The 23,685-nt window shown below is 62.0% G+C and carries 15 protein-coding genes; 8 read left to right on the top strand and 7 right to left on the bottom strand.

The window, feature by feature from the left end; translation table 11 throughout:
• Positions 1 to 25 precede the first annotated feature (25 nt).
• Positions 26 to 1,651: a 3-(methylthio)propionyl-CoA ligase gene (locus tag WX88_RS17080; protein WP_046245611.1), complete on the top strand. Its 1,626-nt coding sequence runs from the start codon at positions 26 to 28 to the stop codon at positions 1,649 to 1,651.
• A gap of 122 nt (positions 1,652 to 1,773) precedes the next feature.
• Here WX88_RS17080 and WX88_RS17075 read toward each other — a convergent pair whose 3' ends face one another.
• From WX88_RS17075 to WX88_RS17065, 3 genes are all read right to left on the bottom strand, one after another.
• Complete coding sequence (locus WX88_RS17075) at positions 1,774 to 2,265, bottom strand: DUF2059 domain-containing protein (RefSeq protein ID WP_082116110.1); 492 nt, start codon at positions 2,263 to 2,265, stop codon at positions 1,774 to 1,776.
• 65 nt (positions 2,266 to 2,330) lie between these two features.
• Positions 2,331 to 3,131 carry a pyrroline-5-carboxylate reductase gene (gene proC / locus WX88_RS17070; RefSeq protein ID WP_046245610.1) on the bottom strand — a complete coding sequence of 267 codons (801 nt, stop codon included), beginning with the start codon at positions 3,129 to 3,131 and terminating at the stop codon, positions 2,331 to 2,333.
• 172 nt (positions 3,132 to 3,303) lie between these two features.
• Positions 3,304 to 4,485 (bottom strand): acyltransferase family protein, encoded by a 1,182-nt coding sequence (locus WX88_RS17065; RefSeq protein WP_046245609.1) that lies wholly within the window; start codon positions 4,483 to 4,485, stop codon positions 3,304 to 3,306.
• A 327-nt stretch (positions 4,486 to 4,812) separates the two neighbouring features.
• Between WX88_RS17065 and WX88_RS17060 the strand changes: the two genes are divergently transcribed.
• Together WX88_RS17060 and WX88_RS17055 are read left to right on the top strand one after the other, a co-directional pair.
• The gene (locus WX88_RS17060; RefSeq protein ID WP_046245608.1) at positions 4,813 to 8,052 is read left to right on the top strand and encodes a SusC/RagA family TonB-linked outer membrane protein; all 3,240 of its coding nucleotides are present in this window, start codon (positions 4,813 to 4,815) and stop codon (positions 8,050 to 8,052) included.
• An 81-nt stretch (positions 8,053 to 8,133) separates the two neighbouring features.
• Positions 8,134 to 9,459: a RagB/SusD family nutrient uptake outer membrane protein gene (locus WX88_RS17055; RefSeq protein ID WP_046245607.1), complete on the top strand. Its 1,326-nt coding sequence runs from the start codon at positions 8,134 to 8,136 to the stop codon at positions 9,457 to 9,459.
• A gap of 106 nt (positions 9,460 to 9,565) precedes the next feature.
• On the opposite strand, the gene WX88_RS17050 is transcribed toward WX88_RS17055, so the two are convergent.
• Entirely contained in the window at positions 9,566 to 10,777 is a 1,212-nt protein-coding gene (locus tag WX88_RS17050; RefSeq protein ID WP_046245606.1) for an anhydro-N-acetylmuramic acid kinase, read from the bottom strand.
• A 268-nt stretch (positions 10,778 to 11,045) separates the two neighbouring features.
• Positions 11,046 to 12,980, bottom strand: a complete 1,935-nt coding sequence (gene nagB, locus WX88_RS17045) for a glucosamine-6-phosphate deaminase (RefSeq protein ID WP_046245660.1) — start codon at positions 12,978 to 12,980, stop codon at positions 11,046 to 11,048.
• 371 nt (positions 12,981 to 13,351) lie between these two features.
• Here nagB and WX88_RS17040 point away from each other — a divergent pair, with 371 nt between their 5' ends.
• From WX88_RS17040 to WX88_RS17030, 3 genes are read left to right on the top strand one after another with little or no spacing between them, the layout of a single operon-like run.
• Positions 13,352 to 16,480: a SusC/RagA family TonB-linked outer membrane protein gene (locus WX88_RS17040; protein WP_046245605.1), complete on the top strand. Its 3,129-nt coding sequence runs from the start codon at positions 13,352 to 13,354 to the stop codon at positions 16,478 to 16,480.
• Between the two features lie 37 nt (positions 16,481 to 16,517).
• The gene (locus tag WX88_RS17035) at positions 16,518 to 18,083 is read left to right on the top strand and encodes a SusD/RagB family nutrient-binding outer membrane lipoprotein (RefSeq protein ID WP_046245604.1); all 1,566 of its coding nucleotides are present in this window, start codon (positions 16,518 to 16,520) and stop codon (positions 18,081 to 18,083) included.
• Between the two features lie 40 nt (positions 18,084 to 18,123).
• Positions 18,124 to 19,413 carry a hypothetical protein gene (locus WX88_RS17030; RefSeq protein ID WP_046245603.1) on the top strand — a complete coding sequence of 430 codons (1,290 nt, stop codon included), beginning with the start codon at positions 18,124 to 18,126 and terminating at the stop codon, positions 19,411 to 19,413.
• 51 nt (positions 19,414 to 19,464) lie between these two features.
• Here the strand turns inward: WX88_RS17030 and WX88_RS17025 are convergent, their stop codons facing one another.
• The gene (locus tag WX88_RS17025; RefSeq protein WP_046245602.1) at positions 19,465 to 21,270 is read right to left on the bottom strand and encodes a glycoside hydrolase family 10 protein; all 1,806 of its coding nucleotides are present in this window, start codon (positions 21,268 to 21,270) and stop codon (positions 19,465 to 19,467) included.
• Positions 21,271 to 21,369: 99 nt separating this feature from the next.
• Positions 21,370 to 21,636: a hypothetical protein gene (locus tag WX88_RS17020; RefSeq protein WP_046245601.1), complete on the bottom strand. Its 267-nt coding sequence runs from the start codon at positions 21,634 to 21,636 to the stop codon at positions 21,370 to 21,372.
• Positions 21,637 to 21,787: 151 nt separating this feature from the next.
• Here WX88_RS17020 and WX88_RS17015 point away from each other — a divergent pair, with 151 nt between their 5' ends.
• Together WX88_RS17015 and WX88_RS17010 are read left to right on the top strand one after the other, a co-directional pair.
• Positions 21,788 to 22,648, top strand: a complete 861-nt coding sequence (locus tag WX88_RS17015) for a hypothetical protein (protein ID WP_046245600.1) — start codon at positions 21,788 to 21,790, stop codon at positions 22,646 to 22,648.
• 73 nt (positions 22,649 to 22,721) lie between these two features.
• Positions 22,722 to 23,603, top strand: a complete 882-nt coding sequence (locus tag WX88_RS17010; RefSeq protein WP_052732796.1) for a rhomboid family intramembrane serine protease — start codon at positions 22,722 to 22,724, stop codon at positions 23,601 to 23,603.
• The last annotated feature ends 82 nt before the right edge of the window (positions 23,604 to 23,685 follow it).

Below are 23,685 nucleotides of genomic sequence, written 5' to 3'. Positions count from 1 at the left end.
TATCCACTATTCCCACCCGCTCTCTATGTTAGGATTGATGATGGCCGACCAGCTGCGCGTGGCCAGCGTACTCGAACACGTCGCCAAGTGGCATGGCGATACCGAAATTGTGTCGCGTCTGCCCGAGGGCAGTATCCACCGCTACACCTACGCCGCGGCCCGACAGCGCAGCAAGCAGCTGGCCCAGGCCTTGCTGAAAGCGGGCATCCAGAACGGCGACCGGGTGGGGACGCTGGCCTGGAATACACACCGGCATTTTGAACTCTACTTTGGCGTGGCAGGCATCGGCGCGGTGTGCCATACCATCAACCCGCGCCTGTTTCCCGAGCAGCTGGTTTACATTATTAACCACGCCCAGGACCGGCTGCTGTTCTTTGACCTGACCTTTTTGCCCCTGGTGGAAAAGCTGGCCCCGCTGTGCCCCAAGGTAGAAAAGTGGGTGCTTATGGCGGGCTCGCAGCACTTGCCTGCTACTTCGGGCCTGCCCGGCCTGTGCAGTTACGAAGACCTGCTGGCGGCCGAATCAGCCGACTACGAGTGGCCAATGTTCGACGAAAACACGGCTTGCTCGCTCTGCTACACCTCCGGCACCACCGACCAGCCCAAGGGCGTGCTCTACTCGCACCGCTCCACCGTGCTGCACGCGCTGAGTATTTCCCTGCCCGATGGCCTCGGCTGCTCGGCCCGCGACGTGGTAATGCCCGTAGTGCCGATGTTCCACGTCAACGCCTGGGGCTTGCCCTACGCGGCACCGCTCAACGGCGCCAAGCTGGTTCTGCCCGGTGCCGGCATGGACGCCGCCAGCCTGTACGAGCTGTTCGAAACCGAAGGCGTGACGTTTTCGGCCGGGGTGCCCACCATCTGGCTGGGGCTGCTACAATTTATGCGCGAGGGCCAGCGCCGTTTCACCACGCTGCAGCGCACCATCGTGGGTGGCTCGTCGTGCCCGCCGGCCCTGATGGCGGCCTTCGAAAACGAGCTGGGCGTGACCATCACCCATGCCTGGGGCATGACCGAAACCAGCCCCTTGGGCACCAGTGGCCACCTCAAGGCCAAGCATCGAAATCTGACCCCGGCCGAGAGCCTGCCCATCCGCGTCAAGCAGGGCCGGGCAATTTTTGGGGTCGACATGAAAATAGTGGGCGACGACGGCCGGGAATTGTCGCAGGATGGGGTGGCCTTCGGCGACCTGCTGGTGCGGGGCCCGTGGGTGGTGCGCGACTACTTCGGCAGCGGTACGCCCGGCGAGCTCACCGCCGATGGCTGGTTCCGCACCGGCGACGTGGCCACCATCGACCCCGACGGCTACATGCAAATCACCGACCGCTCGAAGGACGTCATCAAGTCCGGCGGCGAGTGGATTTCCAGCATCGACCTCGAAAACCTGGCCGTGGCCCACCCCGCCGTGGCCGAGGCCGCCGTCATTGGCGTGCCCAGCGCCAAGTGGGCCGAGCGGCCTCTGCTGGTAGTGGTGCGCCGCCCCGGCATGGACGTCGCGGCGCAGGAGTTGCTTGACTTTTTCCGGGGCAAAGTGGCCAAATTCTGGGAGCCCGATGCCGTAGAATTTGTGGAACAACTGCCGCATACGGCTACCGGCAAACTGCTCAAAACCCAGCTGCGTAAGGATTTTGCGGGCTATGAGCTGCCGTAAAGCTCCCTCCGGTTGGTGCGACGGTGCGGGTGGAGCACCTCACAGGCCCCCGCGGGGGCATAGCCAAGTCGTTCAGCTTGAGGACAGCTGTAAGTGGCTTGAAGCGAAGAAGCGGGGGAAGGTTACTTCTCCGCCGCCATCTTGTCCTTAATTGTTTTTTGCAGTTCCGGCAGGTGCTCCTGTACCTGGCGCTGGCTGACTTCCATGCCCGCTTGCATGAGCTGCGGTAAGCGAGTGGCCATTTTTTTGCCAGTGGGAGTCTGGTAAAACTTGATTATCTCGCGCAGTTCTGGTTCCGTGAATTCGCGGGCGTAGATGGCGGCGATTTCCGGCCGCAAGGCCTCCCAACTCATGTATTTGGTGAAAAAGGCCCGCATCTCCGGCTCTACTTTCTGCATCTCCGGGTTCTGCTTGATCTGCACGGCCAGTAGCTGGTCAATGGTTTTGTTGTAGGTATCAGCCGATGCTACCAGCCCCAGCATCGTTTCAGCTGCTTGCCGATGACTTGGTGAGATACTGGTGGCCGGGGCCGCTGCTGGCTTGCCCGATTGTGCCTCTGCGGAGAAGGAAGCGGTGATGATGAGAAGGGAAAGTAAACAGGTCTTGATTGTCATAGGTTAAAGAAAAGTGATAAAATAGCTTCGCGAAGTATCAGGGTTGCTGTACCGCACTAGGTGACTCATTTCCCCAACTCCTCTGCCCGGTCGCGCGCCGCCCCCGCACCGGCCATCAGCCCCTCGCGCACCGCACCAGCCCCGAAAGCTCTGAGCGCGGCTTCGGTAGTGCCGCCTTTGGAGGCCACTTTGGCAATCCAGTCGCCGCAGCTCAGGCCCGATTGGGAGTACAGCTCGACCGCGCCGCGAAAGGTCTGGCTCACCAGCAGTTCGGCTTCGGCGGGGGTGAAGCCCATTTGCGCGGCGGCGGCCATCAGGGCATCCATGCAGTAGTACACGTAGGCCGGGCCGCTGCCCGAGATGGCCGTGGCAGCATCAATGGCCGATTCTTCTTCCACGTAAACGGTTTTGCCAGTGGTCGAGAGTAGGTTTTGTACTTGCACCAGCTCGGCGCGGGTCACCTCATCGGTGCTCGTAAATGCTGTCATGCCCATTCCGATTTGGGCGGGCAGGTTGGGCATGGCCCGAATAACTTTGGGCGTGCCCAGCGCCTCACGCAAGATGGCAATGCGCACCCCAGCCATGATACTGAGCACCACCTGCTGCGGCTGCACCAGCCCGCGTAAGCCCTCGAACAGGGTGGGTGAATCCTGGGGCTTCACGGCCAAGATGAGGATGTCGGCGCCCGGCACGCAATCGGCCGGCCGGCCCCACACCGTGCCGATTTCGTGCGCCGCCAGGGCTGGCACCCGCTCGGGCGAGCGGGCCAGTAGCCGCAAATCGAGCCGCGAGGTGATGTGGGCGCGCACAAAGCTACGGGCGTAAGTCAGGCCCATATTGCCGCCGCCAATGATGAGAATTTTCATGAAAAGAATGAGGTAGGAGAAAGCGCGCTCAAGATAAGACCGTCATGCAGAGCGGAGCGAAGCATCTCGCACGGGATAGTAATTTCATCGCAAGTACAGGAAAAGGATTAATGCTGCCCGCGAGATGCTCCGCTCCGCTCTGCATGACACCCGCTGAGATTACATCACAGAGTTACACCTTCACTATCACGCCTTTTTTGCGCATCCAGCTCAGGATGCCAAGCCAAATCAGTATCAGGATGAGGGCCCCGGCTAGTGAGGCATTTCGCGGGTCGGTGAAGAGCGGGGCGATGCCCCACTGGTACAGCCATTCCTTCAGCCCCACCGTTTTGCCGGCCGGCCCCATCAGCTGGAACAGGCCAAAGGTCCGTACGAGCAGGCTCGACAGGCAGAATACCAGAATGGCATTGACGCCGTAGGCCAGGGCGGGCGCGGTCCAGGCGCGGTAGCCTTGCACGTCGCAGACCCAGTAGAGCGCCGCCAGGCCCGCCATGGCTAGTCCGCCGGTATATAGCACGTAGGAGCTGCTCCACAGTGCTTTATTGATGGGAAACCACGGTGCCCACAGAAGCCCCAGAATGATAATGGCCCCGGCCGCTACGAACAGCCAGGCCACTTTCGCGGCGGGTTCCTGGTCGCGGCGGCGTAGCCACTGCGCGCTGAGGCCGCCGAGTAATCCGGTGCCCAGGGCCGGTAGGGTGCCGAGCAGGCCTTCGGGGTCCCAGGTTCGGCTCGATTTCCAGAGGTGGGCTTCGCTGAGTACCAGGCGGTCGAGCCAAGCGCCAAGGTTGGTGCCGGGCTCCAGGTTGGCGGGGCCGTAGCTGGGCACGGGCACCAGTTGCATGAGCACCGCGTAGCCTACCAGGAAGCCAGCAAGCAGCCCCACTTGGGTGCGCCAGCTGGTCTTCAAAAAAAGGAAGCTGCACCCCAAAAACACCAGCGCGATGCGCTGCAGCACACCCATAATGCGAACCGTAGAAAAGTCGAACTTCGGGTAGAGCGACAGCAGCAGGCCCAGCCCAAACAGCACCGCCGCCCGGCGCAGCACGCGCAACAGCACCGCGCCTTGCGGGCCTCCCTTTTGCTTTACCCCATCCAGCGCATACACCAGGCTCACGCCCACGATGAACAGGAAAAACGGAAAGATGAGGTCCGTCGGGGTGCAGCCGTTCCATTCGGCGTGCTCCAGCGGCGGATAAATATGGGCCCAGTCGCCGGGATTATTCACCAGAATCATGGCCATGACGGTGAGGCCCCGAAAGACATCCAGCGAAATAAGGCGGCCGGGCTGCGAGGCTTCAGCGAGGGGCAGCGCGCCAGAGGTAGCCACGGCGGCCTGAGTAGTGGTTTGCATGGGGGCAAGGTCGTTATTTATTGCGGAAGGGGAAAGAGGTCATGATTCGCAGAATGGTTTGAGCGAAGCAATCGAAGCGCTGATGGCCGTAAGGCGGGCTGCCTAAAAGAGAGTCGCTAAAAGGCGGTTGCGGAAGCTTTTGCGGTTCAAGCATCAGCTTTGATTAGTGACTCGGCCGTGAAACCAAAGGAGCTCATTGACTGGGGCTATTCTACCCAGCCAACCCAGCGGTAGGATGGGAGCAAAAAATCTTTGTTTCGCTTTCCATTATTACGGATTTATTACTGTACATTTTGGCTTATTTCCCACCCTAAAACTTTCACTTTGATGAAAATATACTCTTTTAGTAGGGTGCCCCTGTATTGGGCGGGCCTGCTTCTGCTGCTCTTGCTGACCACGCAGGCATGGGCACAGCCCACCGATGGCTCCGGCCAGCGGTATACTCTGACTGGCCGGGTAACCGATGCCGCTGGCCGTGAACTGCCCGGTGCCACCGTGCTGCTCACCGGCACATCCTCGGGCACGGCCACTAATGCCGATGGCACCTACGTTCTGACCGTGACGATGGCGCCTGGTGCCTACACGCTCACCATTTCGCTCATCGGCTACGCGGCCGTGTCGCGGCCCCTCACGCTAGGCACAACCGAAACCGTGACCACCGACGTGGCCCTGGCCGAAGCCAAGCAGAAGCTAGATGAAGTAGTGGTGGTGGGCTCCACCATCAGCGCTCCGAAGCGGGAACTGGGCAACGCCATCAGCACCATCAAAGGTGAGGAGCTGACGCAGAGCGGCTCGGGCGGCCTGCTGAACTCGCTGCAAGGCAAGGTGACCGGCGCGCAGATTACCCAAAACTCCGGCGACCCGGCCGGCTCCATTTCGGTGCGGCTGCGCGGGGTGCACTCGCTGGCGGGTTCGTCGGACCCGCTTTACGTCGTTGATGGCGTGATAGTAAGCAACGCCAGCACCAACGTGTCGCAGCTGGCCGTGAGCAACTCAGCAACCAACGACGTCGGTCAGGCCAACACCGGCCAGAACCGCCTGGCCGACCTCAACCCCAACGATATCGCCAGCATCAACATCATCAACGGGGCGGCCGCGGCGGCCCAGTACGGCTCGCGGGCCGCCAACGGCGTGGTGCTCATCACCACCAAGCGCGGGGTGGCCGGCGCGCCGCGCGTGTCGGTATCCACTAGCTTCAACGTCAACGAACTGCGTAAGTCGGTGCCGGTGAATACCTACGGCAAGCAGTTTGGCTTTGCCGGGCTGCGGCTGTACACCATCGGGGGCGTGTCGCCGGCCCAAGTGACCGCCAACCCCGGCACGACCACCACGGGCATTACCCGGGCGGGCGCCACCACGCAGCTGGCCACCAACTTGGTGGACGTGCCGCGCTACGATTATTTCAAAGAGATTTTTCAGACCGGCTACGGCACGGACAACGCGGCGTCGATGGCCGGCGGCAGCGAGCGGACGCAGTACTACATATCAGCCAACTACCTCAAAAACGAGGGCATCATCAAAGGCACCGACTTCACGCGCTACAACCTGCGCGCCCGCGTCGACCAGCGCCTGACGGACTGGGCTAAGGTTTCGGCGGGGGTGAGCTACATCAACAGCTTCGCCAACGAGAAGGCCAACGGCAACGTGTTCTACAGCCCCATCAACTCCATCAACATCACCAACAACATCTATGACATCAACCAGCGCGACGCCAACGGCAACCTGCTGGCCGTGGAGCCGACCCGCGTGAACCCGCTGTCCACCATCGAGGACATGAAGTTTACGCAGGGCGTGAACCGGACGGTGAGCGACGTGCAAGTGAACCTGACGCCGTTCAAGGCATTTTCGGTGGACTACGTGCTCGGCGTGGACGCCTACGGACAGGCGGGCCGCAGTTACATTCGGCCCTACCCGTACCAGGCGGTGGCCGGCTTGCCCGCCGCCCGCTACCCCGGCGGTTTCGCGGCCAACGGTAACAACAATGTGCTGCAGCTCAACTCGGACCTGAACCTGGGCTACGAGTGGCAGGTGAGCGAGCAGTTCAAGGTGAACCTGCGGGCGGGCTACAGCTACCAGTACGCCCAGCAGGAATACGCCACCACGCAGGGCCAAAACCTGGCGCCGGGCATTGAAACTATTTCCGGGGCGTCGAACACCACGGTCACCTCGTCCTACAACGTTGACCGGGCCGACCTGAGCGGCTACTACGGCCAGGCCACGCTGGGCTACGGCAACTTCGCGTTCTTGACGGGCGCCCTGCGGCGCGACCGGTCGTCGCGCTTTTCGAGCTCGGAAACCAACCAGCTCTACCCCAAAGTGAGCGCCTCGCTGGTGGTGTCGGACCTGGGCTTCTGGAAAGACGCGGGCTTTGCCAATAAATTCAGCAGCCTGAAGCTGCGGACCAGCTACGGCGAAGCCGGCAACCTGACCGGCATTAATGCCTACGAACGCACGTACCAGTACAGCCCGGTGGGTTTCCTGGGGCGGAACACCATCACGCCCAACGCGCAGTTTGCCAACCCCGCGGTGCGGCCCGAGCGCATGGGAGAGCTGGAAGGCGGCGCCGACCTCGGCTTCTTCAACGACCGCCTGAACCTGAGCCTGACCGGCTACTACCAAAAGATTACCGACTTGGTGGTGCGCCGCAACATCGCGCCTTCCTTCGGCGGCTCCAGCATCGTCAACAATGTGGGCACCATGGAAAACCGCGGCTTCGAAGCCATGCTGAGCGCTGTGGCCGTGAAAACGACGGATTTCACCTGGGACGTGTCCTTCATCTACAACCGCAACCGCAACAAGGTGCTGAGCCTGCCCGGCTCCGGCAACTCGACCCAGGCCATCTCCATCGACAACGTGGCCGGCGCGCCGGTGTACCTGCTGGAAGGGCAGCCGGCGGGCGTGTTCTACGGCTCGGGCTACGCCCGCAACCCCGACGGCTCGCTGCTGCTCACGCCCCAGGGTTTCCCGCAGGACGAGCGTACCACGAACCAGGCCGTGGGCTCCACCACGTTTACGCCGGCCCGCGAAGCCAACGGCCAGCCGAGCTACGCCATTACCAGCCTCACCGCTCCCGGTACCACGATTGCCAACGTGCTGATTGGTAACCCGAACCCCAAATGGACGGGCTCCTTCAACACCAACTTCACCTACAAAAAGCTGGGGCTGCACGTGCTGGTTGACGCCGTGCAGGGCGTCGACGTGTTCAACGCCGACAAGCGGACCCGCCAGGGCGTGGGCCTTGGCGACCTGGCCGAGCAGGAGCTGCGCGGCACGCTGCCCCGCGGCTACATCTTCGCCGTCTACAACACCCAGGAATTCCGCATCGACAACGGCTCGTACGTGAAGCTGCGCGAGGTGGCCCTGAACTACTCCCTGCCCACCTTCACCAAGCTCATCAGCGCGCTCAACCTGACCCTGGTGGGCCGCAACCTGTATTCGTGGGACAAATACAACGGCTTCGACCCCGAAACCAGCGCCGGCGGGGCCAGCGACCTGCTGCGCGCCATCGACTTCGGCAACGTGCCCATTCCGCGCACCTACCAGGTCAAGCTCGCGGCCACCTTCTAATTGTTCGGCGGCCGGGGGCCTGCTCCGCGTTCCGTGCGCGGCCGGCCCTGCCCCGCGAACTCACTTCTTGTCATTCATATCATGAAGAAATTTATTGCTATCACCGCAGTGCTCTCGCTCACGCTGAGCGCCTGCAACAAAGAATACACCAACCCCAGTACCACGACTCCGGAGCTGGTGGTGCGGGATTCGGACGGGCTCATTACCCTCTGCAACGGCCTGCAGGCCCGCTACACCACGGGCGGTTTCGTGAGCGTGCTCTACAACCGGGTGGCCCTTGGCGGGCTCAGCACCAACGAGCTGAGCATTCTCAACGTCGGCAACATCGAAGAATTCAACATCAGCCTCGGGGCCGGCAACGCCAACAACGCCAACGGCGTGCTGCGCAACCTCTGGACCCAGGCCAACTTGGTGAAAGCCAACGCCGACCTGGTGCTGCGCAACGCCAACAACGCCCTGGTGCCCGGCACCCGCAGCGGCATCGTGGCCTACGCCTCCATCTTTCGGGCCCTGGCGCTGGGCGACCTGGCCCTGTTTTTTGAGCAGGCGCCCCTGGTGACCGGCGAAAACGCCCCGTTTGTGGACCGCACCACGCTGCTGCGCAGCGCCGTGACCCAACTCGAAGCCGCGGCCACGCAGCTGGCGGCCAACCCGGCTTCGGCCGACTTCACCGCGCGCATTGCGCCGGGCATCGACCTGCCCAACACCCTGCAGGCCCTCATTGCCCGCTACAGCCTCGAAGCCGGCGACTACGACAAGGCCATCGCCGCCGCTGGCCGAGTCGACCTGACCCGACGGTCGGTGTTCAATTTCGACGACAACACCCGCAATCCCTTGTTTGAGACGTCGTTCGGCAACAAGAACGTGTTCGAACCCACCAACGTCTCGCTGGGCCTCCCGGCCGCCCTCGCGCCCGACCCGGCCGACCGGCGCCTACCTTTTTACGTCCGCGCTGCCCCCACGGCGACCCAAAACCGCGGCACCGGCTTTTACACGGCCAACAGCGCCCCCATTCCGGTGTATTTGCCCGGCGAAATGCTGCTGATTCGGGCCGAAGCTTATGCCCGCAAAAGCGACCTGCCCAACGCCGTAACCGAGTTGAACCGGGTGCTGACCAAAACGCCGGCGACCACCACGCCCCCTACTACGGCCCTGGTAGACCCGTTTGGGGTAGGAGCCGCCCTGCCGCCCTACGCCGGCCCGCTCACCACCGATGTTGTATTGCTGGAGATTTACCGCAACCGCCAGATTGAGCTGGCTTTCCAGGGCTTCCGCCTCAGTGACAGCCGCCGCTTCGGCCGCCCCGGTCCCGGCACGCCGGCTGCTGAGCGCAACCGCACTTTTTATCCCTATCCTCGTGTAGAGAGGGAAAACAACACCGCCACGCCCGCCGACCCCTCGATATAATCGACGCGGAGAAATGTCTGAGTAAAAAAGCCGTCATGCCTGGGACTTTCCCGGCATGACGGCTTTTTGCCGTTTGAAGCAATTATTTGTTGCTGCACGTGTTTTCCTATCCCGGCAGTGAAATTTTTCCCATGCCCACCGCCGGCACCCGTTGCCGACCCGCGCCGATTCTGCCCGGCGTGCCTGCCACCGCCTCATTGGCCAGCACCGCGAATAGAATGGCTTCTTTGGCGTCGCCAGGCACGCCCAGCGCGTCGGTAGGGGTGAAGCGGGCTTGGGGCAAATGCCGCTTCAGCGCCGCAAGCAGGGCGGGGTTGTGGGCGCCGCCGCCGCTGGTGTACACGGCCGGAGGCGCGGGCCGCTCGGAAAATGCGGCGTGCACGGCGCGGGCTACGCCCAAGGCGCTTAGCTCAGCCAGCGTGGCCAGGGTGTCTTCTAAGCCCAAGGCGGAGGTGCCGCTGCGCTGTTGGGCTTCGGCCAGATAAGTGGCACTGAACAGTTCAGGGCCGGTAGTTTTGGGGAGGGCGGCGGCGAAAAATGGGTGGTCAAGCAACGCCGCGAGCAAGCCTTCGTGTACGCGGCCGGCGGCGGCCAGGCGGCCGTCCTCGTCGTATTGCAGGGTGGGGTGGTGGGCACGCACGGTGGTATCGAGTAGCGTGTTGCCCGGCCCCGTATCAGTACTGAAAGCGGTGCTGGCATCGCCGCCGGTGCGGGGCAGGTAAGTGAAATTGGCAATGCCACCTAGGTTGAGCAGCAGCCGTTCCTCGGCGGGGCTGCTCAGGAGCAGGAAGTCGCCGTAGGCGGCCAGGGGGGCCCCTTCGCCACCAGCGGCCACGTGCTTCTGGCGGAAGTCGCTGAGGGTGATGATGCCAGTGCCTACGGCTACGTGGTCGCCATCGCCAAGCTGGAGGGTAGCGTTTAGAGGGAAGTCGGGGCGGCGGTGCTGGTGCTGGGGGGCATGGTACACGGTTTGGCCGTGGCTGGCCACGAGGTCCACTTCCTCGGGTGATACTTGCCACTCGCGCAGGCAGTCGAGAATGGCGGCAGCGTGCAGGCTGCCCAGCCAGGGGTTGAGCAGGGTGAGGTATTCAAGACGGACTAGGTCCTGGGCAAACACCTCACGGATACGGGTCTTGATATCACCGGTATAAGGCACGGTGTGGAAGTGCTCCAGCACTAATTGCGTGCCGGGCCCGTGGCCGGTGAGGCGGCACAGGGCCACGTCGAGGCCATCGAGTGAGGTGCCCGACATGAGGCCGATGATGCGGCGGCTGGGCTGGGTGGCGAGGTGGGCGAGGCGGGCGAGGTAATAGTTCAAAGGGGCGGCTGAAAGAACGAAAAACTCCCCTCCTTGCCAAGGAGGGGATGTTTCAGCAAAGCTGAAACGGGGGTGGTTGGGGGCGTTGAACGTCGTTGGTTGGTGCTGAAGCTAGCAGAAGCTAATACTTCGTAGCTACAGCCACGTCGTTAGAATATCGTGCTGCGGTGATGTTCGTCCGTCGTTCAACGAGGTCAACCACCCCAATTCTCGCGGCGCGAAAATGTCCCCTCCTCAGCCGAGGAGGGGAGTTGATGTTCAATCTGTCTCAAAACCCCCAGCGTACAAAGGCTTCAATTCCTTCATATTCAGGCAGACCTAGTTGGTCATACAGCTTGGCGGTTGTCCGGTTGCGAGCCTCGCTGCGCTGCCAGAACTCGCGCTGGTCGGCGCCGGGGAAAAGAGGGCGGTCTTTCTGGCTCTGGTGCTTGAAGATGGCGCGACGCTTGCGCGTGAGCTCCTGGGGCGAGAGTGGCACGGCCATTTCAATCTGGTCGATGTCCCATTCCTGCCAGGCGCCGCGGTAGAGCCACACCCAGCAATCGTCCAGCCACGGCGTGCCGGAGGCTTTGAGCTGATGGATAGACTGGAAAATAGCGGCCAGGCACACGCGGTGGGTGCCGTGCGGGTCGCTCAGGTCGCCGGCGGCGTAAATCTGGTGGGGCTGGATGCGGTTGAGCAGTTCCATGGTGAGGCGGATGTCCTCATCGCCCAGCGGCTTCTTGCGCACGCGGCCGGTTTCGTAGAAGGGTAGGTCGAGGAAGTGGGCGTTGGCGTCGGGCACGCCGGCGAGACGACAGGCACTTTTGGCCTCGCCGCGACGAATGAGGCCTTTTATCTGCTGCACTTCGTCGGAATCGACTTGGCCGGGCTGCTTGTTTTTGAGGAAATCGGCTACGCGGTGGTAGAGGCTGTCGGCGGGCTCGTCGCCGGGCAGGCGGAAGGCGTGGTCGTAATCGGCCACAAACTCGGCGAAGCGAATGGCCTCGTCATCAAACACGGCGATGTTGCCCGAGGTCTGGTAGGCCACGTGCACCTCGTGGCCCTGGTCGACGAGCCGCAGCAGGGTGCCGCCCATGGAAATTACGTCGTCGTCGGGGTGGGGCGAGAAGATGAGTACGCGCTTGGGAAACGGCTCCGCGCGTTCGGGGCGATAGGTGTCGTCGGCGTTGGGCTTGCCGCCGGGCCAGCCGGTGATAGTGTGCTGCAACTCGTTGAACACCCGGATATTGATGTCGTAGGCGGGGCCGGACTGGGCTAGCAGCTCGGAGAGACCGTTTTCATTGTACTCTTCCTCCGTGAGCTTGAGAATGGGCTTCGTGACCGTGCGGGCCAGCCAGGTCACGGCCTTGCGCACCAGGGCGGCATCGTGCCAGTCGCAGGGCAGGCCCAGCAGCCAGGGTGTTTTGCGGGGCGTGAGTTCGGCGCCAGCGGCTTCGTCGAGCACTACCTGCACGGCGGGGTGGCGTTGCAGGTAGGTAGCCGGAACAGAGTCGGTTATTTCGCCCTCTATCATGCGTTTTACCACAGCGGCTTTGCCCTCGCCCCAGGCCAGGAGCACAATCTGGTGGGCTTCGAGGATGGTGCCTACGCCCATGGTCACGGCCCGGCGCGGCACATTTTCCTCGCCGTAAAAGTCGGACGCAGCGTCGGTGCGCGTCACGTGGTCGAGGGTAATGATACGGGTGCGTGAGGCCGGGCCCGAGCCGGGCTCGTTGAACCCGATGTGGCCGGTGCGCCCGATGCCGAGCAGCTGTAAATCAATGCCGCCGGCTTCCTGAATCTGCTCCTCGTAGCGTCGGCAAAACTCGGCAATCTGGTCGACGGGCACGGTGCCGTCGGGGATGTGCACGTTTTCGGGCCGAATGTCGACGTGGTCGAACAGGTACTCGCGCATGAAGCGCACGTAGCTCTGCAACGAGTCGGGCGCCATGGGATAATATTCGTCGAGGTTGAAGCTGACGACGTTCTGAAAGCTCAGGCCCTCTTCGCGGTGCAGGCGCACCAGCTCTTCGTACACCCGCGTGGGGGAGGAGCCGGTGGCCAGCCCGAGCACACAGGGCCGGCTTTCGGCGGCCCGCGCCCGAATCAGGTCGGCAATCTGGTGGGCGACGGCCGTCGACGCCGACTCCGAATCGGCATAGAGGCTGACGGGCAAGTGAGCGCCGGCCGTAGCGGGCAGTGTAGCAAGTGGAGAAGCCATGAAGCAGGGGAGAGCGGTGGGAATGGAAGGAAAGTTGGCGAAAGCTAGGCGGTAATCAAAGTGTGGCAATAGCCGCGAGTGGACCTGAAATGAATAAGACCATGTTTATATGATAGTTGCGCTGTGTTAATGAATGGATTTTTAGCCTGTTCCGAGTGAGTATTACGGGAATATTTCGCACATTTGGAACAATGACGGCCCGTGCTGATGCGACCTTTTAACTGTTCTATGCATAACAAAGCCTTGTGTTGTAGTAGCGTAATGCTTTGTCTGACCTCTTTGGCCGGAGCCTGATGGTGCGTATCGCCGGGGCTCCGGCTTTTTTTGTTGGCTGTCATTTCCACTTCTTTTCCCACCCAAGCACCATCCCTATGAAAAAAAAATACTGGCTGCTCTTACTGCTGCTGAGCGTGTTGCTGGCACCTCCCGGTTGGGCCCAGCCGGCTCGTACCGTGGCGGGTACCGTGACTTCGGCCACCGACCAAATCCCGCTGCCCGGCGTGACCGTGCTGGTGAAAGGCACCACCACCGGCAGCACTACTGGCACCGATGGTCGCTACTCGGTAGAAGCTTCGCCGGGCGCCGTGCTCGTGTTCAGCTTCATCGGCTACGCCTCGCAGGAGCGGCCCGTGCCCGCCGATGGCAGCCTTGATATACGCTTGAAAGAAAGCACCGCAGCTCTAGACGAAGTCATCGTGACCTCGCTGGGCATTAAGCAGGAGCGGCGCCAGGTGAACTACGCGGCCCAGCAAGTGAGCGGCGACGAGCTGATTGACACTCGCCAGCCCAACATTGTGAACGCCTTACAGGGCAAAGTAGCCGGCGTGAGCATCACCAGCTCGGGCGGCGCACCAGGCGAAGGCGCGAGCATCGTCATCCGGGGTGGCAACTCGCTGGATGGCGACAACCAGCCGCTGTTCGTTATCGACGGCGTGATTATGGACAACTCCTCGTTTGCCGAATCGTCGGTGCCGGGCGGTGGCTCTAGCTTTAATGGCACGCTAAGCCGCTCAGCGGGCACCCCGAACCGCGCCTCCGACATCAACCCCGAGGATGTGGCCTCTATCACGGTGCTGAAGGGCCCGGCAGCCTCGGCGCTTTACGGGCTGCGCGCTGGCAATGGCGCTGTCATCATTACCACTAAAAAGGGCAGCGCTGGCCGCACGGCCATCTCCTATCGCACTCAGTATTCGGTAGATGAGGTGAGCCGCTTGCCCAAGTTGCAGGGGGCATACAAGCAGGGCACCGGCGGCGTATTCGACCCTGGCGTCCGCACCTCGTGGGGGCCGCGCTTCGGCGCCAACGAAACTGTGTACGACAACCTAGGTAATGTTTTTCAGAAAGGCCGCACCTTTCAAAACTTCCTCACCATGTCGGGCGGTACGGAGAAGGCCACGTTCTTTTTGTCGGCTTCTCATCTCACTCAGAATGGAATTGTGCCCGAAAGTGAGTACGACAAGACCTCGGTACGGCTCTCGGGCACGGCCCAACTGTCACCCAAGCTCAGCGTATCGGCTTCCGCTAACTACATCAACTCGGGCGGCACGCGTCCGTTTCAGGGCCAGGGCTTGTTTGGCAACTCGGCCCAACCCAGCGGCTTTTTCCTGAGCTTGCTCAACTGGCCGCGCAACGACGACGCCCGGGTATTCGAGAACCCGGACGGCACGCGCCGCCGCCTGTTGGGCGGAGCCGCTGGCTCTGACCCGGACAACCCCTACTTTACCATCTACCGCAACCCGCAGAGCGACCGTACCAACCGTCTCCTCAGCAACGTGTCGCTCACCTACCTGCCAGCCAAGTGGCTGAACTTGACCTATGTAATTGGCAATGACTTCTATCAGGAGCGCACCCGTTCGGTGCGGGCCGTGGGCACGTCGCAGCCTGGCAACCAAGACGGTGGCTTGGCCGAAAGCGTGAATTTCAACCAAGTGCTGACTTCCAACTTGCTGGCTACGTTCTCGCACGAGTTCAGCCAAAACGTGCGGGGCTCGCTGCTACTTGGCAACGCGTTGGAGCTGAATGATAGCCGGTCGAACGACCTCATTGGCACCATTTTTTACAACCCCAATTTCATAAGCCAGAATACCACCGTTAATAAAAACGTGTTGCAGCGTTTCGCAACGCGCTCCATTATCGGCAACTTCGCCCGGATTAATCTGGACTTGTTCCGGCAGGTGACGCTGGAGGTATCGGGGCGCTACGACTGGTCCTCGACCTTGCCGCGGCCCGATGAGAACAAGATTTTCGGCAAGGGCTTTGGGTACGGGTCGGCGGCGGTGGGCTGGGAGTTCTCGCGCACGCTGAACCTTGACCAAAACCCCGTGCTGAGCTACGGCAAGCTGCGCGGTTCCATCGCCCAAGTGGGCAAAGACACGGGCCCGTACCGGGTAGTGTCGCCGCTCACGAACAACACCTTCATCGGCGGCGGCCTCCGCAATGGCTTCTACGGTTCAAACCCGGTGCTCCGGCCCGAGCAAACCCGCAGCTACGAGTTGGGACTGGACCTGCAGTTTTTCAAAAACCGATTGCGTTTCGACGGAGCCGTGTACCGTCAAACCACCATCGACCAGCTCATTGCGCCGCGCGTGAGCCAGGCCGTGGGCTTCGTTTTCAAATACCTGAACGGTGGGAACGTGATAAACGAAGGCCTGGAGCTGAGCCTGAGCGGCACGCCGGTGAAGCAGCCCAACGGCCTGACCTGGGACGTGGGCGCTAACTTCTTTGCCAACCGCAACCGAATCGAGCTGCCCATTGGGCTAAGCATCGTGGCGCAGTCCGAATCTTCGGTGTCAGACTATGTGCAGGGCGCAGCCTTTCCGAGCTTGCCGCTGACCGGTATTGCCGGCTCCGACCTGAACCGTGCGCCTAATGGGGAAGTCCTCATTGGCGCCAATGGTTACCCTACTCTGAATGGCAACTTCACCTATTTGGGTGACCGAGCACCCAAATTTACCACCCAAATCACTAATACGTTAATTTATAAAGGATTGGGATTGACATTTCTGTGGGATTTCCGGCGGGGTGGAGTCGTGTATAACGGTACCGCGCAGTACGCCACGCGCGTGGGCATCAGCGAGCGGACGCTCGACCGCTACAAGCCCATTGTGATTGACGGCGTGGTGGCCGTGACTGACCCCGCCAACGGTGCGGTAACCTACGTGCCCAACACTCGTGCCGTGGAAGCTACCCAAGGCTACTACCGCGATATCCTGGGTGCGGCGGGCGGCATGTTTGTGGAAGAGGTGAACTGGGCCCGCCTGCGCTACGCAACCCTCAGCTATAGCCTGCCCAAAAACTGGCTGGGAGGCTCGGGCGTGGTGAAGGGCGTGGAGCTGAGCGTGACGGGGCGCAATTTGGTGCTCTTCACGAACTATACCGGTTCTGACCCTGAAGTAGCCGCCGGGGGCTCCGGGGTGCGGGGCGGAGGCTCGGGCGGCTTCGACTACGGCGGCGTGCCCGCCTCACGCGGCGTCGATATGGCCCTGCGCGCCACGTTCTAATACCAATTTCTTCTCCGGACTTTCGAATTTGACTTATATGAAAAGGTTACTCATCGTGTTGGTCCTTGCCCTGGCCGGGCCGGTGCTAACCGGCTGCGAGAGCTTTCTCGACAAAAACACGGACCCCAACAGTCCTACCGAAACTACTCCGAACTTTCTGTTGCCCAGTATTATCAGTAACGGACTGGCCATCCAGGGTTCCACGAGCTTGCGCACGGCCTACATCACGCAGTACGTGGCTGCCCGCTCGGCCTCTGCCGGCGCTGCTGACCAGTACTTTCTTACTACTGCCAACAGCAACCCGACTTTCAACAACACCTACTTTTTGGTGGGCGGCAACATTCCGCCCATGCTGAAGCTGGCCCAGGAAGAAGGCTCGCCCTACTACGTGGGCGCAGGCAAGATTATGATGGCCTTGATTCTGAGCCACGCCACTGATATGCTCGGCGACATTCCGTACCGGGAGGCGTTTCGGGAAGACAACTTTTCGCCGGCTTACGACCCGCAGGAGCAGCTCTACGACGATATTCAGAAGCTGCTCGATGAAGGGATTGTGGAAATGAGCAAGCCGGCGTCGGAAAACAAGCGACAGTTTTATTCGACCGTACCCAGCCCCAGCGGCGACATTCTGTACCGCGGCGACCCCTTGAAGTGGATTCGCCTTGCTTGGTCACTCAAGGCGCGGCAACTCCAGCACCTCACCAAAAAAGGAAGTAAATACGAGCCCACCAAGGTGCTCGAATATGTCGACAAGGGCTTTCAATCGTCGGCCGACGACTGCCAGCTGCAGTTTGCGAATCCGGGGCCGGGGCTTGCCAGTACCACCAACTTCTACGCGCCAATCCGCACTAATTTTAACACGGCCACCTACGGCGCCAATTTTATCAAGTTCCTGAATGGGGGCACCTTTGCTGGGGTCATCGACCCGCGCCTGCCCGTGATGGCCACCGCCACCAGTACCGGTGCCGACCCCGGCCGCGGCGGCGGGCCACTGCCCACCACGGTGCCCACCGACTTCTACAAATCGTTTTATGCCCGCGAGCTAGGGTACCAAGAGGTCATTACATACCACGAGTTGCTGTTCATCAAGGCCGAGGCCGCGTTTCTGGCGGGGCAGCGCACAGCGGCGTTGACGGCTTACCGGAAGGGCATTGAGGCGCACATGACCAAGATTGGAGTAGGTGGCACCACCACCCCGCTCGCCCCCGATGCGCCGGCCCCTATCCCAGTCATTACGCCTGCTCAAATCGCCACTTACCTGGCCAGCAGCGCGGTGGCCCAGACCGAAGCAGAGCTGGCTTCGCCCAGCGCGCCCGACGTGCCGCGCGCTATCATGCAGCAGAAGTACATCGCCCTGTTCCTAAATCCAGAAGCCTGGACCGATATGCGCCGCTACGATTTCAGCCCCGACATCTACCCCAACCTGACATTCCCGGCCGGAGCCAATCCCGATGCGGGCGGCGAGTACCCGCGACGCCTGCTGCCTGCCGAACGGGAAGTAGCGCTTAATACTGCCCGGGTGCGAGGACTTACCGGCCAAGACGGTACGGTGAATGGTCTCAACCCCAGGTTTTTCACCCAAAAAGTGTGGTGGGACCAGTAGCCGCTGGCTGCTTCGTCTTTCTCATTATCCCTGCAATGTCATGATAATCCAACGCAATATTTTTCGACTCGCTTCCGTAGCAGCCTTGGTGATTGGCCTGCTTGCTGGCTGCCAGAAAAACGAAGAGCGCCCCTACGCGGTGAGTAGCGACGACCGGTACCCAACCATCCTCAGCAATTCTCTCGGCTTGGCTACGAAGTACGCCGTCGGCGAAACCGTGCCCGTGGAGTTGCAATTTGCTGCGCAGAGCGCTCCGATTCAGGAAATTCGTATTTTCCAGCGCATCGAGCCGGCTACGGACTCAACCGTGGTACAGACGTTGCCGGGCACCCAGGCTGCTTATTCGCGTCTCAAATTTGCCGATACGCTGGTGGTGAGGGTGGTGCTGCCCCTTAGTCCAAACCAAGCGCGGGTGCGCTTCTCGGCCGTGGTGGTAAGCCAGAACGGGCTGACCAAGACGCGCTTGGTTCCTTTCCGGGTGGCCGAGGCTACGCCCACGGTCCGTGTCGTATCGGCTACTAACCTAACGGCTCCTGCCGCTGCCCCTTTGATTAGTGGTGACGTGGTGCGCTATAGACTACTGCTGAACGAAAACGGCATTAATACCTACCCCGAGCGGCCAGCCGCGCCGCCGGTGGCCACGGCCGTGCTCTTCAATAACCTCGACAGCCTGGTTACCTACGTGCGAATCGGTGGGGCTCCTGAGCGGCGCTTCGCCCGCCAGCGCCTGCCTGCGGCCGGCACTCAAAGCGGGGCCGCTAGCACCATCAACGTCGATGTGACCCTGCCTACTGGCACTGCCGGACAGGACATCGTGTTCCGCTTCGAGGCCAAGAGCCGGTATCTGGGCACGCCCAACGTCCGGGCCAGCTCGGCTACGGCCGTGCCCATCACGTTGGGCACAGCCACGCCCTTGGCCGCCGTCCGGGCCCAGACGCTCACCTACACCGGTACCACTGGTGGCGACCTAGCCGCTCTCGACTTGACCACTTTCACCGCCGTCGCAGCGGCAGGCCCGGCTACCAGCAAGGACCTGACCATCAGCAGTACGAGTAGCAACGCCGTGCAATTCCGGACCTTGAGCACGGACACCCGCCTAGTGCGCTCCACCGCGGCCATCTACGCGGGCACCACGCTGAACAATATCCGGCAAGCCTACAACACCGCCGCGGCCACGGCTCAGGTCACTACGCTTGATAACATTGTGGTCGGCGACGTCATCATCCTCAAGCTGCGCGGCCTCGACCAGTACGCGGTGGTGCAAGTGGCCGGCATCAACCGGACCTCTCTTACGGATGTGGTAGTGAGCCTGAATATTAAGGCACTGTAGCACCTCACCCCTGACTCCCTCTCTTGCGGGGAGGGGGCAGGGGGTGAGGTGCTACCTCTTACCAAACAGCCGGGCAAAGAAGCCGCGCTTCTTGGTCTTTTGCTTGCTTTTAACTTTTGTGAAGGGCGCGGCTTTATCCGGGCTGTCACTGTTGGGTAGGGTGAAGCGTGGGTCGGTCTGCGGTCGGCCGGTGCCCGACTGGTTGGCTACGGCCGATGAAGCAGGCCGCCCCGTGCCGACTGGTGCCTGGCCCACAGCCAGTTCGGGGCCCTGCTGGCCGGTGGTGATGACACGCATCGGCCGGCTCTCGTTGTGCAGGCGGTCGACGGCCGTGACGTAGTAAGCATAGGCCTGACCGGGCCGGGCGGTGGTATCGACGAAGGTGGCGGGGTAGCCCGGTGCGGGTCGGGGCAGCGCCAGGATGCGGCGCGGGTCGTTGGGCGTGGACGGTTCGTTGGCCCCGAAGCGGTAGAGCACGTAGTAAGTGGCCGCGTCGCCGTCGGAGGCGGGTGGGCCCGACTGCCAGCTCAGCGTGACGGATTGGCCGAGGCGGCGCAGGGTGAGGTTGGTCACGGGCAGGGGCGGCACGGCGTCGAGCCAAGGCATGGTGGGCACCAGGGCGGGGTAGCGGAACAGGTCTTGGCGTAGCGCGTCGGTAGTGCGGAGGGGGTTGGCGAGCACCGATTTCGCCGAGAAAAACACGCTGCCCCCCACTACGCCATCGTAAGAGCGGTTGAGGTTGATTTGGCGGGGCAACTCGCGCGGGTTGCGCCAGGTAGTGTCGGAGCGGGTGGTTTCCAGCATCCGATAGGTGCCGTGGCCGATGTAGAGATGGCGGTCGAAGTGGTTGCGGGTCCACCATTCCAGCAAAATGGGGTAGGGCACGAGGCGGAAATTCGTGCTCCAGTAGAGTTGGGGCAGGATGTAGTCAATCCAGCCTTTTTCCAGCCACAGCCGCGAGTCAGCGAATAAGTTGGAGTAGGATGGCTGGCCGGCGCGGGTGTCGGAGCCCAGTGGGTTGGCCGATTTGTTCATCCAGACGCCGAAGGGCGAGATGCCGAATTTTACCCAGCGCTTGGTGGCCTGAATGCTGTCGTGCAGGTCGTGAATGAGCACGTTTACGTTGTGTCGGCGCCAGTCGCCCAGGTTTGCGATGCCTTCGGGGTTGAAGTCGCGGAAGGCGGCTTCGTCGTGAAGTATCTTGCCCGATTCCGGGTAGGGATAGAAATAGTCGTCGAAATGGACAGCGTCGATGTCATAGCGACGCACCACATCCAAAATCACGCGGGTGATGTGGGCGCGCACTGCTGGTAGGCCGGGGTTGTATAGCAGCCGCCCACCGTAGCTCAAGAACCACTCGGGGTGCTGGCGGTAGGGGTGGTTGGCCGCCAGGCGGCGCGTCACCGAATCCATGCTGGCGCGGTAGGGGTTGAACCAGGCATGAAACTCCATGCCGCGCCGGTGCGCTTCGGTGATGAGGAAGGGCAGGGGGTCGTCGCCGTCGGCCGGAGCCTTGCCCTGCATCCCGGTTAGCCATCTGCTCCAAGGCTCTAAGTTCGATTTGTAAAAGGCATCCGACGCCGGGCGGATTTGCACGAATACCGCATTGAGGCCGGTGCGCTGGCCGGCGTCAAGCAGGCGGCGGTACTCGCGGCGGTACTGGTCCGGCGATTCGCCCCGTTGGTTGGGCCAGTCAATGTTTTCGACGGTGGCAATCCACATGCCGCGCAGCTCGCGCTTGGGCGGCGGGAGGCTGGTTGAATCGGCCGCTGTCTGGGCCTGGGCCGGCGTAGCGAAGCTCAGCCAGCTGAGCAATAAAAAAGATAGAAACCAACTAGCGGGGAGCGAACGAAGCATTAATCTAAAAAAGCAGCAACACGGATAATTGCTGCAAATTACAAGATTGTAGCGCGCAGCCTTGCACTGCGCGCTACACATAGCTGCGGGCAGCCTTGCTTACGAGCCGGTGAGCTCGGTATCGGTTTCGTCGGGGCCGCCTTCGAGGCCGTTGGTCTGGCTGGCGTTGCCGTAGTCGCCGCGGATGCCCGCACCGTCGCCCATATTCTCCTGGGTGCTTTCGGGAATGGCGCCGTCGGCGGCGGTGCCGGCTTCGGGGTTGCCGCGGGCGTTTTGGTCCTGGTCAGCGTCTTGCGGCGTGGTTTGGCCGCCGGTGCTGGCCTGGTCGGGATGCGGGTCGGTGGGGATTTGCTCGGGGCTGGGCATATGTGGGAAAATGTAGGGAATGGATCAAGGCGCCGTTGAGGCATGGCGCAGGGGTTTACGGCGGGCGCCGCGCACGGTTGGGCCGGGCTAAATTGCGCGGCGTTTGCCATCTTGCTGCCTCCTTTCATTTTATTGGTTTCAATCCCCGCCCGTGCCCGACTCCACCCCTGACTTCTATTACCAAAAAACCGACGCCGAGCTGCTGTTTTTTGTCGAGCACCCCGCACACTATGCCCCCGGCATGGTAGAAGCTGCCCAGCGCGAATTGCGCCGCCGGGGAGTGGCACCGTCCGCGCCCGTAGCGCCGCCCCCGCCATCAACAGAATACCCGCCCGCAAACGAGGATGCCGCTCCAAAAACTGGCCTCTACATTCTGGGCCTGACGGTTTTATTGGTAATCAGCCTCGCCGTATTTTACCTCATTAAGCAAAAAAACAGCCCGTCGTCCGTGGTGGCCGCCGCCCCGGCCAAGGTGCGCAAAGCCCCGCCTCGCCTTATAGAAGTGGCCACTTCGGCCATTCCCAACTACGATGGCGTGGTGGCTGCCGCCGTAGCCCGGCAGCTGCGCGACGTGCCCGCCGCCGAGAAAGCCGACGCCCAACATCTGCGCCAGTTCCGGGAGCTTTCCAAGCGCTTCTGGGCCGCCGAAACTCAGAGTGAGTACCTCATCAACCAAGCTTACGATGGTAAAGCCGGGCCGATGTTTGCCGACCAAGCCTTGGTGGCCCGCGGAACGTGGCAAATCTGGAATGATGCCAATGTGTACAGCTACAAGTTCGGGCCGGTGATGCGCGAGAAGCTCAGCCGCATGAGCCAGGCCGCCAGCGGCCAGCAGCACATTCTCGACCAGTTGCCGGGCCTGCTGCCCGGTCGCAAATTTCTGACTGATATGGAAATAAAGAGCCGCATAACCGAAGTGCAGGACCTGGTGGGCGGCCTGCTGCCCGTATCACCTGTGTCGGGTCAGCCCTACAAGCGTATTCTGCTCAAAGCGAAATCTCCCGCCAACTGAGGTTAGCGGGCCGCACCCTGGCAAAGTGGCCGGTTGGCAATAGTGGCGCACTCCTTGCCGCGTGCCGTGTACTATGGAACCAACCGCTCCCGAAAATAACCTTCCCCCGGCTGGGTCTACGGCCGCGCTGGCTGCCCAGCTCTTCGCCCAGAAGCCCGACGCCGAATTGCTGTACCTGGCTCAGAACGCCGCCCGCTACCCGCCCGCCGTGGGAACTGCCGCCATGGCCGAACTCAAGCGCCGCGGCCTGCTGCCCGACGCCCCGCGCCCCCAGCCTCCCGCCCCGCCCCCCGAAGCTGAAACCTGGCCTGAACTCATCGGTCAGCTGCTGCGGGGCCTGTTTATCCCCTCGCGCCGCTTCTTGGTCACGCCGCTGCTGCTCGACCTCAACCTGTTGATTTTCGCGCTGATGGTATTAAGCGGGGTGTCAGCCTCCAACCCTAGCGGCCAACAGCTTGTGAGTTGGGGCTCTAACGTGTCGAGCCTCACGCTGCACGGTGAGCCGTGGCGCCTGCTGAGCTGCGTATTCGTGCACGCCGGGCTGTCGCATCTACTGCTGAATATGTTCTCGCTCTGGCTCTTGGGGCTGTTGGTTGAAGACCGGGTGGGGCCGGTGCGCCTGTTGCTGGTATACCTGGCCAGTGGCGTGGGCGGCAGTCTGGCCAGCCTGTGGTGGCATACCAATGGCATCAATTCGGTAGGCGCCAGCGGAGCCATTTTCGGCCTCTACGGCTTTTTATTAACCTTGCTAGTGAGTAAAAAGCTGGTGCTCGATAAGTCTGACCGCCGCGCCATGCTCGGGCTGGTGCTATACCTGGTGCTCAGCAACCTCATCTCCGGCGTAACCGGCAACATCGACAATGCCGCCCACCTCGGTGGCCTGATTACCGGCCTGTTGGTAGCCGGCCCGCTGGCGTTGGTCGGGATGAGAACTGCTACGCTTGGTGAGGCGTGAAGCGCTACGCGGAGCAAAAGAGGGCGCCAGCTACTACTCCCGCTAAACAACGCCCCAGCAGGCTTAGATTGTACCAAGTACT

This window comes from Hymenobacter terrenus, assembly GCF_000972495.1.
In the GTDB taxonomy this organism is placed as follows: Bacteria; Bacteroidota; Bacteroidia; order Cytophagales; family Hymenobacteraceae; genus Hymenobacter; species Hymenobacter terrenus.
This window is presented reverse-complemented; position numbering and strand designations above follow the sequence as displayed.

Excerpts from the sequence above, each read along its gene's own strand:
- WX88_RS17080 (WP_046245611.1), top strand. The coding sequence starts at position 26 with ATGTTAGGATTGATGATGGCCGACCAGCTGCGCGTGGCCAGCGTACTC.
- WX88_RS17075 (WP_082116110.1), bottom strand. The coding sequence starts at position 2,265 with ATGACAATCAAGACCTGTTTACTTTCCCTTCTCATCATCACCGCTTCC.
- proC (WP_046245610.1), bottom strand. The coding sequence starts at position 3,131 with ATGAAAATTCTCATCATTGGCGGCGGCAATATGGGCCTGACTTACGCC.
- WX88_RS17065 (WP_046245609.1), bottom strand. The coding sequence starts at position 4,485 with ATGCAAACCACTACTCAGGCCGCCGTGGCTACCTCTGGCGCGCTGCCC.
- WX88_RS17060 (WP_046245608.1), top strand. The coding sequence starts at position 4,813 with ATGAAAATATACTCTTTTAGTAGGGTGCCCCTGTATTGGGCGGGCCTG.
- WX88_RS17055 (WP_046245607.1), top strand. The coding sequence starts at position 8,134 with ATGAAGAAATTTATTGCTATCACCGCAGTGCTCTCGCTCACGCTGAGC.
- nagB (WP_046245660.1), bottom strand. The coding sequence starts at position 12,980 with ATGGCTTCTCCACTTGCTACACTGCCCGCTACGGCCGGCGCTCACTTG.
- WX88_RS17040 (WP_046245605.1), top strand. The coding sequence starts at position 13,352 with ATGAAAAAAAAATACTGGCTGCTCTTACTGCTGCTGAGCGTGTTGCTG.
- WX88_RS17035 (WP_046245604.1), top strand. The coding sequence starts at position 16,518 with ATGAAAAGGTTACTCATCGTGTTGGTCCTTGCCCTGGCCGGGCCGGTG.
- WX88_RS17030 (WP_046245603.1), top strand. The coding sequence starts at position 18,124 with ATGATAATCCAACGCAATATTTTTCGACTCGCTTCCGTAGCAGCCTTG.
- WX88_RS17025 (WP_046245602.1), bottom strand. The coding sequence starts at position 21,270 with ATGCTTCGTTCGCTCCCCGCTAGTTGGTTTCTATCTTTTTTATTGCTC.
- WX88_RS17020 (WP_046245601.1), bottom strand. The coding sequence starts at position 21,636 with ATGCCCAGCCCCGAGCAAATCCCCACCGACCCGCATCCCGACCAGGCC.
- WX88_RS17010 (WP_052732796.1), top strand. The coding sequence starts at position 22,722 with ATGGAACCAACCGCTCCCGAAAATAACCTTCCCCCGGCTGGGTCTACG.